The organism is Streptomyces sp. a15 (genome assembly GCF_059026085.1).
Window position 1 is genome coordinate 1 of the sequence record NZ_JBWLKM010000014.1, and the last position, 11413, is coordinate 11413.

10 protein-coding genes are annotated in these 11413 nt (G+C 71.9%); 7 read left to right on the forward strand and 3 right to left on the reverse strand.

Annotated features, from left to right (window positions below):
- Positions 1-135 precede the first annotated feature (135 nt).
- Positions 136-1059 carry an endonuclease/exonuclease/phosphatase family protein gene (locus AC5P09_RS16910; protein WP_493874701.1) on the reverse strand — a complete coding sequence of 308 codons (924 nt, stop codon included), beginning with the start codon at positions 1057-1059 and terminating at the stop codon, positions 136-138.
- A 236-nt stretch (positions 1060-1295) separates the two neighbouring features.
- Between AC5P09_RS16910 and AC5P09_RS16915 the strand changes: the two genes are divergently transcribed.
- Positions 1296-2600, forward strand: coding sequence for a DUF6986 family protein (locus AC5P09_RS16915; RefSeq protein ID WP_493874702.1), 1305 nt, complete (start codon positions 1296-1298; stop codon positions 2598-2600).
- Between the two features lie 95 nt (positions 2601-2695).
- Positions 2696-4435 carry a serine/threonine-protein kinase gene (locus AC5P09_RS16920; RefSeq protein ID WP_493874703.1) on the forward strand — a complete coding sequence of 580 codons (1740 nt, stop codon included), beginning with the start codon at positions 2696-2698 and terminating at the stop codon, positions 4433-4435.
- Here AC5P09_RS16920 and AC5P09_RS16925 read toward each other — a convergent pair.
- Positions 4381-5181 carry a hypothetical protein gene (locus AC5P09_RS16925; protein ID WP_493874704.1) on the reverse strand — a complete coding sequence of 267 codons (801 nt, stop codon included), beginning with the start codon at positions 5179-5181 and terminating at the stop codon, positions 4381-4383. The two genes, AC5P09_RS16920 and AC5P09_RS16925, sit on opposite strands and share 55 nt — an antisense overlap.
- Before the next feature lie 6 nt (positions 5182-5187).
- Positions 5188-6237 (reverse strand): LacI family DNA-binding transcriptional regulator, encoded by a 1050-nt coding sequence (locus tag AC5P09_RS16930; RefSeq protein WP_266444640.1) that lies wholly within the window; start codon positions 6235-6237, stop codon positions 5188-5190.
- A gap of 201 nt (positions 6238-6438) precedes the next feature.
- Between AC5P09_RS16930 and AC5P09_RS16935 the strand changes: the two genes are divergently transcribed.
- The 5 genes from AC5P09_RS16935 (at position 6439) to AC5P09_RS16955 (ending at position 11352) form a co-directional block, all read left to right on the forward strand.
- On the forward strand, positions 6439-7392 hold the full coding sequence (locus AC5P09_RS16935; RefSeq protein ID WP_266444642.1) for an ROK family protein: 954 nt from the start codon (positions 6439-6441) through the stop codon (positions 7390-7392).
- Positions 7393-7530: 138 nt separating this feature from the next.
- A complete protein-coding gene (locus AC5P09_RS16940; protein ID WP_493874705.1) occupies positions 7531-8541 on the forward strand; it encodes a TIGR01777 family oxidoreductase in 1011 nt (336 codons plus the stop codon).
- A 31-nt stretch (positions 8542-8572) separates the two neighbouring features.
- Positions 8573-8767 (forward strand): hypothetical protein, encoded by a 195-nt coding sequence (locus AC5P09_RS16945; protein WP_493874706.1) that lies wholly within the window; start codon positions 8573-8575, stop codon positions 8765-8767.
- Positions 8768-8911: 144 nt separating this feature from the next.
- Positions 8912-9952, forward strand: coding sequence for an NUDIX hydrolase (locus AC5P09_RS16950; protein ID WP_493874707.1), 1041 nt, complete (start codon positions 8912-8914; stop codon positions 9950-9952).
- A gap of 368 nt (positions 9953-10320) precedes the next feature.
- Positions 10321-11352, forward strand: a complete 1032-nt coding sequence (locus AC5P09_RS16955) for an ABC transporter permease (RefSeq protein WP_493874708.1) — start codon at positions 10321-10323, stop codon at positions 11350-11352.
- Positions 11353-11413 lie beyond the last annotated feature (61 nt).

The window sequence follows — 11413 nt, forward strand, 5'->3', positions numbered from 1 at the left end:
GACTACGGCATCGTCGGCGACCTCTTCGACGTCGTCCCCCAGCTCACCGAGGAGATCAACACCCGCAAGGGCTGATCTCGCTCCGGGCGTACGAGGCCCCCGCGACCGCTTCCGGAGCGGTCACGGGGCCTCGGCTCATCCCAGGGTCAGCGAGGCCTGCACCGGCAGGTGGTCGCTCGGGAACTGGCCGTCCAGTGCGAAGGTGTTGATCGAGGCGCGGTGGGTCGTGACGCCCGGCGAGGCGAGGATCCAGTCGATGCGGTCGCCGTCCGGCGTCAGCGGCTGATAGCCGTGGAAGGTCCCGTACAGCCTGCTCCGCTCGGCCGCGCTGTCCCAGGTGTCGACCAGGCCCGCGCCCAGCATCGTGTCGTAGACCGCGTTCTTGTGCGCGGCGACATTGAAGTCGCCCGTCATCAGGACCGGGAGTGTCCGGTCCAGCCCGGCGATCCGCAGGGCGGTCAGGGACGCGGCCCGCGCGCGTGCGTACTGACTGGCGTTGTCGAGGTGCGTGTTCAGGACGTAGAACTCCCGGTTCCCGTCGAGCAGATCACGGAAGCGGACCCAGGTCACCATCCGGATGTGGGCGCCGCCCCAGGTGTTCGAGCCGATCACGTTCGGGGTGTCGGAGAGCCAGAAGTGGTCGTACTCCTGAGGGGCGAGCCGGCGGGCGTCGTAGAAGACCGCCATGAACTCGTCGCGGCTGCCGCCCGCGCGGCCGGTGCCGATCCAGTCGAAGTCCGGTCCGAGGTCGCTCTCGATGTCCCGCAGCTGCTGGTAGACGCCCTCCTGCGTGCCGATGAGGTGCGGCCTCTCGCGGCGCAGCAGCTCGCGCATCACCGGTCTGCGGGCGGTCCAGCTGTGGGGCTCGACGGTGCTCGCGAAGCGGAGGTTGAACGACATGACCTGAAGGCGGCCGTCTCGCGGCTCGCCCGCCGAGGCCGGCTCACCCGCCGAGGCCGGTCCGGGCGAGAGTGCTGTACTGGACAGGGGCACGCAGATCGTGGCGGCTAACGCGGCCTTCAGGCCCGTGCGGCGCGTGACTCGGCTGTGGTTCGGCACAGGGGCTCCTTCTGTGGCGGCTTCCGGGCGAGTCGGACGGGGGAGTCGGACGGGAGTGCTGTGAAGACGCGGTGGACACTGGGAAGTTGTCTGTTGAACGGTGCCAGACAGACGTGAACATGCCGAGATGCCGGAGTGGACCGAATGAAAGACGGTGTTGACCAGCAGGAAGGTTGCCCGATAACTTCGCTCTACGGATTGTTGATTCCGTAGAGCGGAAAACAGGAGGGTTCGGGATGGGTCAGGGCCAGCAGGAGCAGGTGGCGACGAGCCTCGCGGGCGCCGTCAGCGAGGAGATCAGCGCCTCCCTCGCCCCGGTCGACGCCGAACTGGAGCGCCGCTACCCCGGCGACCCCGGCACCCGCCAGCCCGTCCACACCGTCTACGTCCCCGGCGACGCCTTCGCCGCCGACACCATCCGCTCCTGGGGCGACCAGGCCCTCGCCGCTCTCGACGAACACGCCCCGGACGCCGCCTCCTTCGCCGCGGTCCTCGGCCTGACCGACGAACTGGCCGAACCGGTCTACTCCCGCGTCCGCGCCAAGCTGGAACACGAGCCGATCGAGGACCTGCGCGTCGACTTCGAGGACGGCTACGGCCCCCGCCCGGACGCCGAGGAGGACGAGACGGCCGCCCGCGCCGCCCGCCTGATCGCCGAGGCGTTCAAGAACGGCACGGCGGCGCCGTACATGGGCATCCGCATGAAGTGCATGGAGGCGGCCGTCCGCGACCGGGGCATCCGCACGCTCGACATCTTCCTCACCGGCCTGATGGAGGCCGGCGGACTGCCCGACGGGCTGGTCCTGACGCTGCCGAAGGTGACGTACCCCGAGCAGGTCACCGCCATGGTCCGCCTTCTCGAGGCCTTCGAGAAGGCGCGCGGCCTCGAGCCCGGCCGGATCGGGTTCGAGATCCAGATCGAGACCAGCCAGTCCATCCTCGCCACCGACGGCACCGCGACCGTCGCCCGCATGATCCAGGCCGCCGAGGGCCGCGCCACCGGGCTGCACTACGGCACCTTCGACTACAGCGCCTGCCTGGGCGTGTCCGCCGCCTACCAGGCCAGCGACCACCCGGCCGCCGACCACGCCAAGGCGATCATGCAGGTAGCGGCCGCGGGGACGGGCGTACGCGTCTCGGACGGCTCGACGAACGTGCTCCCGGTCGGCCCGACCGCCAAGGTCCACGACGCCTGGCGCCTGCACTACGGCCTCACCCGCCGCGCCCTGGCTCGCGCCTATTACCAGGGCTGGGACATGCACCCCCGCCACATCCCGACCCGCTACGCGGCCGGCTTCGCCTTCTACCGCGAGGGCTTCGCACAGGCCGCCGCCCGCCTGGCCCGCTATGCCAACCGCACCGGCGGCGACGTCATGGACGAACCCGCCACCGCCAAGGCTCTAAGCGGCTACCTCCTGCGCGGCCTGGACTGCGGCGCCCTCGACATCGCCGAGGTCGCCCGCCTGTCCGGCCTGACCCGGGCGGACCTGGAGAGCTTCGCGACACCGCGGCGGGGCGACCTCACGGCCTCCGGGAAGTAGCGGACCTGTCACAGCGGCCACCGCCGCGCCGCGCTGTCCCCCCTGGCCCGTAGGCTGTACGCCACGCACGGGCGGGTCACAGGAACGGGGCGGCGGTGTCTTCGGGGGAGTACGGACAGACGGACGGGGTCGGGCGGGTGCTGGCCGGGCGCTACCGGGTCGTGGCGCAGCTCGGGCGCGGCGGCATGGGCGTGGTGTGGCGGGCCGTCGACGAGGTGCTCGGGCGCGAGGTCGCCGTCAAGGAGCTGCGCACCTACACGGACGCCGACGGTCCCGAACTCGCCGGACTGCGGCTGCGGATGCAGCGCGAGGCCCGTGCGGCCGCCCGGGTGCGTCACACCGGCGTCGTGGCCGTGCACGACGTCACCGAGCTCGACGGCCGGCCGCTGATCGTGATGGAGCTGGTGGACGGACCGTCCCTGGACGACGTCCTGCGCGAGGGCGGCACCCTCGACCCGCGCGAGGCGGCCAGGATCGGCGCCAAGGTCATGGACGCGCTGGCCGCCGCCCACCGCGCAGGCGTCCTGCACCGCGACGTGAAGCCCGGCAACATCCTGCTGGAGCGCTCCGGCCGCGTCGTCCTCACCGACTTCGGCATAGCCACCATGGAGGACCCGGGCGACGGCTCGGCCACCCACCTCACCCGCAGCGGCGAACTCGTCGGCTCCCTGGACTACTTGGCACCCGAACGCGCCCAGGGCGCCGCACCGGGCCCCGCCTCCGACATCTGGGCCCTCGGCGCCACGCTGTTCGCGGCGGTCGAAGGCACCGCGCCCTTCCGCCGTACGTCCACCTTCTCCACCCTCACCGCCATCGTCTCCGAGCCCCTGCCCGAATCCCACAGCGCCGGTCGCCTGGGGCCCGTCCTCCAACGGCTGCTGGACAAGCGGCCCGAGTCCCGCCCGGAGGCGGACGAGGCGCGGAAACTGCTCCAGGCGGTGGCGGACTCGGGCGGTGCGGACACGCCGACGACGACGTTGCGGGGGGTGGCGGGCGCGACGGGCGCCGCGAAGCCGGCGCCGGAGGAGAGGGAGCGGAGTGCTCCGACGGTGATGCCGGGGTTCGGTCCCGTGGAGGCCGCGGGACCGGGTACGTCGGGCTTCGGTCCCGCGGAGCAAGCGGTGCCGCCCGGACAGGCGGCCGCGCCCGCACCCGGAACCTCTCCTCCCACCGGCCTCCTGGCCACCCCCAACCCGCCCCGCCGCAAGGGCCGTGCCCTCCTCGCCGCCGTGGCCGTCGCCGTCGTCCTCGCCATGGCCGGGGTCACCCTGGCCCGGCTGAACGACCAGGGAGACGCCGAAGCCGGGACACGGCCCACCGGCTCGGCCACCTCCGCCTCGGCCACGGGCCAGGCCGCCGCCGGCAGCCCGGACGCCCCCAAGCCGAGCGAACAGGGCGACGAGAAGACCCCCACGGCGACCAACTCCCCGAGCGGCAAGACCGACACCACGCCCACCAGCCCGGCTCCCACGCCCTCCCCGACCAAGACCTCCGGTGGCGGTTCCGGTGACGGCGGCACGCCGGGCGGAGGCGGTACGGACACCACCCCGGCCTCCTCCTGCCAGTCCATGGGCGGCGGCAAGTACAACTGCGAGGTCTGGCGCACCGCCAAGTCGTACACCGCCTCCGGCACCGAGGTCGGCGTCCTCAACGCGGGCACCAACTACTTCTACTGCCAGCAGAACCTGGGCCGCCGCGAGACGTACGGCGAGTGGACCAACGTCTGGTGGGCGAAGACGGACGACGACAGCGGCAACACGAACGTCTACGTCAGCGACGTCTACGTCGAGGGCGGCGACAACGACGAGCCGGTGCCGGGGCTCCCGGTCTGCTGAACCCGTACGTACCGCTCCAGGCCGGAAGCCGTCACCCGCTTCTCGTCCTTGAACAGCCGCGTACCCCGCTCGCACAGCCGCCGGTCGGCACGGGCCCGCGCGCAGAACTCCTCGGGCGTCACCCCGAACAGTTCCCTCAACCGGGCTGATCCCACAAGGAGTTCGGTGAGCAGCGCCCGCTGGCCCGGGTGCGTGCGCGGGGCGCCGGTGCCGGTGCCGTCGTGCAGTACGCCGTGGCGGTTGACGTACGCGTACACGCCCGGGAGGACCATCCCGGGCGCCGGCTCGATCCGCACCTCGGGCGCGGACAGCCAGGCCCGGCCGTAGTTGCCGTTCGGCAGCGGTACGCCCTCGCTCGCGTCGACCACCGCGAGCTGCTGGGCGTCGAGCCAGATGACGAACAACTCCCGTACGGTGCCCGGCGCGTCGAAGGGCGACGCGGACACGTAGCCGAAGCGGCTGACGTGTGCGGAGACGCCGATGTCGATGCCGGTGACCCGGGCCCGGACCATCGGAATCGGCGATGTGATCCCGAACTCCGCCATCTTGTGGCGGAGTTGGGCGGGGCTGGCGTTGGAGCCGACGGCGAGGACGGGCGTGCGGTCGGCGTGCACGAGGTGGTGGAGGGGGAGGAGGTGGTTCCCGTCCAGGAGTGCGGACTCCCGCGGCCAGGCTCCCGGGTAGCGGAGTGGGTGATCGCGCGGCACCTCGGCCAGGCCGAGCGCCTCGAGGGTGCGGTTCTCCACGGCCGCTCAGTCGGCCGGCGGCAGCTCGCCCGAGCCGCGCGTGATCAGCCGGGTCGGCAGTTCGATTCGCTCCGGGGTGAGCAGGGTGCCGTCCAGCTGGCGGAAGAGACGCTCGGCGGCCGTACGGCCCAGGGTCGCCGCGTCCTGGGCGACGACCGTGACGCCGGGCTGGAGCAGGTCGGCGAGCTCGATGTCGTCGAAGCCCACGAAGGCGATACGGCGGGGCTGTTCGGCGAGGACGCGGATCACGGTGACCGTCACCCGGTTGTTGCCCGCGAAGATCGCGGTGACGGGGGAGGGGCCGGTCAGCATCTCCTCGGCCGCCCGCCGCACCCGCCCGGGGTCGGTGACGCCCAGGGACATCCAGGAGTCCTCCACGGCTATGCCCGCGTCCTCCATGGCGGCCCGGTAGCCGCGCAGCCGCTCGGCGGCGGTGTGGATGCGCGGCATGTCGCCGATGAACCCGATCCGCCGGTGGCCGTGGGCGATGAGGTGGGCCACGCCGTCACGGGCACCGCCGTAGTTGTCCGACAGGACGACATCGGCATCGACCTTCCCGGCCGGACGGTCGACGAACACCGTCGCGACGCCGGCCTTCAACTCCGGCTCCAGATAGCGGTGGTCGTCACCTGCCGGAATCACCACCAGCCCGTCCACCCGCCGTGCGCACAGCGCCAGCACCAACTCCTGCTCGCGCTCCGGGTCCTCCGCGCTGGAACCGTTGATCAGCAGCGCCCCGTGGGCCCGGGCCACCTCCTCGACGGCGCGGCTGAGCGGGCCGTAGAACGGGTCCGCGAGGTCCTCGAGGACCAGCCCGATGCTGGCGGTGCGGCCCTTGCGCAGCACCCGCGCGCTGTCGTTGCGCCTGAAGCCCAGTGCGTCGATGGCCTCCTGGACACGGCGCTCCGTCTCCGGCGTGACGCCCGGCTCCCCGTTGACCACCCGCGAGACCGTTTTCAGTCCGACCCCGGCCCGCGCGGCCACGTCCTTCATGGTCGGACGGTTGCCGTAGCGGGTCCCTGGGAAGCGGTCTGCTCGGCTGTGGGTCTCGGGCACGGTGCGGTGTCCTGTCCTGTCGTCCACGGGGATGCGGCGGTCATGATGTTGTATGAGGATGTGGCGTCGAGCATAGAGCCTGGACAACGTTGTCAGATGCGGGAGACACTGTCCACCGCAATCTCCGGCCTGCGCCCCCACCGCGAGACCGGCCTGCTGTTCCTCATGGTTGTTCATGTCTGACGGGGAGATCCGACACTGATGCACACCGACCTCGTGGCCGCGCTCGACATCGGCGGCACCAAGATCGCCGGGGCGCTGGTCGACGGCCACGGCCGGATCCAGGCCCGCGCGCAGCGCGCCACGCCCGCCCGGGAGGACGGCGAGACCGTGATGCGGGCCGTCGAGGAGGTGCTCGCCGAGCTGACCGCATCGCCTCTGTGGGGACGCGCCACGGCGCTCGGCATCGGCAGCGCGGGCCCGGTGGACGCCTCCACGGGCACGGTGAGTCCGGTGAACGTGCCCGGCTGGCGCGACTATCCGCTGGTCCAGCGGGTGCGGGCGGCGGCCGGTGGGCTGCCCGTCGAGCTGATCGGCGACGGCGTCGCGATCACGGCCGCCGAGCACTGGCAGGGCGCGGCCCGCGGCCACGACAACGCCCTGTGCATGGTGGTGTCGACGGGCGTCGGCGGCGGCCTGGTCCTCGGCGGTCAGCTGCACGCGGGCCCGACCGGCAACGCCGGTCACATCGGCCACATCAGCGTCGACCTCGACGGTGACTCCTGCCCCTGCGGCTCGCGCGGCTGCGTGGAGCGGATCGCCAGCGGTCCGAACATCGCCCGGCGGGCCTTCGAGAACGGCTGGCGGCCCGGCCCGGACGGCGACGCCTCCGCCGCCGCGGTGGCCGCCGCCGCACGCGCCGGCGATCCGGTCGCGGTGGCCTCCTTCGAGCGGGCCGCCCAGGCACTGGCCGCCGGGATCGCGGCCACCGCGACGCTGGTGGAGATCGACGTCGCCGTCATCGGGGGCGGCGTGGGCAAGGCGGGCGACGTGCTGTTCACGCCGCTGCGCAAGGCCCTGAGCGAGTACGCGACGCTGTCCTTCGTCCAGCGGCTGACGGTGACGCCCGCCCAGATGGGCACGGACGCGGGCCTGGTGGGGGCGGCCGCGGCGGCGCTCGCCAGACGGGCGGAGGCGGCCGCGGCGGGAGTCTGACGCACTCGGCAGGAACGTTTACTCGGAGCTCGGCCGACCCACGTGGGTCGGCCGAGCTCCGTGGTGTACGGCACATCGTTGATTTTGAACGCGTTCAACTTTTCGCGTTAGGCTTGCCCCACACGAAGGGGGAGCCCGATGAAGATCGTCATACCTGGGGGAACCGGGCAGGTCGGCACGGTCCTCGACCGCGCGCTGACCGCCGCGGGCCACGAGGTCGTGGTCCTGACACGACAACCGCGGCGTGAGCGCGAGGTCGCCTGGGACGGGGAGACACCGGGAGCCTGGACCCAGGAGATCGACGGCAGCGACGTCGTGATCAACCTGGCCGGCCGCAGTGTCAGCTGCCGCTACACCGAGGCCAACCTGCGGGCCATGATGGATTCGCGGGTGCGTTCCACGCGGGTCGTGGGCGAGGCGATCGAGGCCGCGGTACGGCCGCCCCGGGTCTGGCTGCAGATGAGTACGGCCACCGTCTACGCCCACCGCTTCGACGCGCCGAACGACGAGGCGACGGGCGTGATCGGGGGCGAGGAGTCCGGCGTACCCGACTACTGGGCCTACAGCGTCGAGATCGCCAGGAACTGGGAACTGGCCCAGCAGCAGACCGAAACCCCGCACACCCGCAAGGTCGCCCTGCGCTCGGCCATGGTGATGAGCCCGGACCGCGGCGGCGTCTTCGACGTCCTGTCGTGGCTGGCGCGGCTCGGGCTCGGCGGGCCGGTCGCGGGCGGCGCCCAGTACGTGTCCTGGATCCACGACCGGGACTTCGTCCGCGCCGTCGAGTTCCTGATCGACCGTGACGACATCGACGGGCCGGTGAACCTCGCCGCTCCCGGACCGCTGCCGCAACGCGCGTTCATGCGCGACCTGCGCTCCGCGTGGCGCGTACCGGCAGGTCTGCCCGCCACGAAGTGGATGGCGGAGATCGGCGCGTTCGCGCTGCGCTCGGACACCGAACTGCTGCTCAAGAGCCGCCGCGTGGTCCCGGGCCGCCTGCTCGAAGCGGGCTTCGCCTTCGACCACGCCGAGTGGCCCGGAGCCGCCGACGACCTGGTACGACGGCTGCGCGACGGGCGCGCTTTTGGCGGGCGTGCCCTTCGGAGGCGACTTCCCGCACTGCCGCGATCACTCCAGCGCCGGGCGTGACCCCCGCGGCCGTTCCTCCGTTGAACCCGGCATGAAGAAGCGCAGCATGCTCGCCATCGCCTCCCTCGCCACCGGCTTCGTCGTCGCGGCGGTCTCCCCGTCCCACGCCCTGGGCGAGGAACTGGCTGGCCTCGACGTCGACAAGACCCTCAGCACCCTCGACCCGACCGTCGCCAGCGACGGCCTGGCCGACGTCGACGACGGTGCCCTCGGGCAGAACGGCTGACGAGGTACGACACAGCAGGACCAGGGCGCCGGTGTCCCGCGAGGCGGGGGCACCGGCGCCCGCTCGTGCGCCCTCAACTGCGGCTGGTTTCCGTGGCAGGGTGGAGCGGGCAAGCCTCAGGGGGCCGGTAGAAGAGGGGGCAACGTGATCGTCTGGGTCAACGGCGCGTTCGGTGCGGGGAAGACCACCACCGCACGGGAACTGATCGAACTGATCCCGAACAGCACGCTCTTCGACCCCGAGGTCATCGGCGGAGCGCTCTGGCACCTGCTGCCGCCCAAACACCTCGCCGAGGTCGGCGACTTCCAGGACCTGCCGATCTGGCGGCGGCTCGTCATCGACACGGCGGCCGCGATGCTCGCCGAGCTGGGCGGGACCCTGGTGGTCCCGATGACCCTGCTGCGCCAGGACTACCGGGACGAGATCTTCGGCGGCCTGGCCGCGCGCCGGATCGCCGTCCGGCATGTCCTGCTCGCCCCGGCGGAAACGATCCTGCGGGAGCGAATAGCCGGGCGGGAGATCCTTCCCGACCTGCCCGACGGCGAGATACGGCAACGGCAGTGGGCGTACGACCACATCGAGCCGTACAAGGCCGCCCTCGCCTCCTGGCTCACCGCCGACGCCCATCCCGTCGACAGCGGTGCCCTCACGCCGTACGAGACCGCCGCCCGGATCGCGGAGGCCGTCAGCGCCGGAACCGTGCCGGCGTGCGACATCGTGCAGACGCCCGAGCCCACCGCCGAGACCCTCGCGGCGGGCGTCCTGCTCTTCGACGAGCAGGGCCGGGTGCTGCTCGTGGACCCGACCTACAAGGCCGGCTGGGAGTTTCCCGGCGGCGTCGTCGAACCCGGCGAGGCGCCCGCCCGTGCCGGCATGCGTGAGGTCGAGGAGGAGACCGGCATCAGCCTGGACGACGTACCCCGGCTCCTGGTCGTCGACTGGGAGCCGCCCGTACCGCCCGGCTACGGCGGTCTGCGCCTCCTCTTCGACGGCGGCCGGCTCGACTCCGCCGACGCCGCGCGGCTCCTGCTGCCCGGTCCCGAGTTGCGCGGCTGGTGCTTCGCCACCGAGGAGGAGGCCGCCGACCTGCTGCCGCCGGTCCGCTACGAGCGGCTGCGGTGGGCTCTGCGGGCACGGGAACGCGGCGCGGCGATGTATCTGGAGGCCGGGATTCCGGTCGGCTGATCCGTGGTGGGATCCCCGCCGCTTCCGGTGACGGCGGGGACTTCGTCGTGCCCTCGGCGACGAACTCCCGGGGGTAACGAGTGCCAAGCGGAGCCCGCGAGACCGTAGCAATACCTCTATGTGAGAGCTAACCGGACGCCGCACTCTCGTCAACTCTTGGCAACGAGCGCAAACAATCCCTTTTAAGCCGCATATCCGTCTTGACCGGACTCACCACACGTTGCGAAAGTCCGCTCAGTCTCACGGCGACGACACCGAACGCCGCCCATGCCTTTCGCCCAGGGGCACCTCCGCATGACGAGTCCCTCCACTTCGGCGACCGCGGAAACTCCGCGACAGCCTCAGCTCATACCCGGGACGTCCGTACGATGACGACGCAACACCAGCCGGTCCCGATCGGCACCGGCACCACGCTCCCGGCCGACGAACAGCCGTCGGCCTCGCGGCCCGACGTCCCCGCCATCGCCGGACGCTCACCGGCCCGCATGGCCTGGAAGCGCATCAGGCGGGACAAGGTGACCATGGCCGCGTTCGTGGTCACCGTCCTGTTCATCCTGGTCGCGCTGCTGGCCCCGGTGCTCACCGCCCTCACCGGCTGGGGCCCCATCACCCCGGACGGGAAGGCGATCGACCCGGACACGGGCAACTTCCCCATCGGATCCCTGGGCGGCATCAGCCTCACCCACCTGCTGGGGGTCGAACCGGGCACCGGATACGACCTGTTCGCGCGCATCGTCTACGGCCTGCGCACCTCCCTCGTGGTCGGCTTCGCGTCGGCCGTGCTGTCCACCGTCGTGGGTGTGGTCGCAGGCCTCGCGGCAGGCTATTCGGGTGGCTGGGTCGACTCCGTGCTGTCGCGGGCCATGGACGTGATGCTGGCGTTCCCGCAGCTGCTGTTCATCATCGCGCTCACCCCGGTCATCCAGAGCGCGCTGCAGACCAACAGCCACGGCGGTACCGACGAGAACCTCCGCCTGCTGGTCCTGGTCCTCAACATCGCGGTGTTCGCCTGGGCCTACACCGCCCGACTCGTGCGCGGACAGGTGCTCTCGCTGCGCGAGCGGGAGTTCGTCGACGCCGCGCGGATCATGAGCGCCGGCCGACGCCACATCCTCTTCCGCCAGCTGCTGCCCAACCTGTGGGCGCCGGTCCTGATCTCCTTCGCCCTCGCCGTCCCGCAGAACATCACCACCGAGGCGGCCCTTTCGTACCTGGGCGTGGGCGTCATCCCGCCCAACCCCGACTGGGGATCCCTGCTGTCGGACGCCTCCCAGTTCTTCCTCCAGGACCCGATGTACCTGTTCGTCCCCGGAGTCCTGCTCCTCTTCCTCGTCCTGGCACTCAACCTCCTCGGAGACGGAGTCCGCGACGCCCTCGATCCCCGCGCAGGCCGCAACTGACGCGTGCCCCTGAGCACCGGCCCGGCGGGTCCCCATGAGGGACCGCCGAAGCCGAACCAGT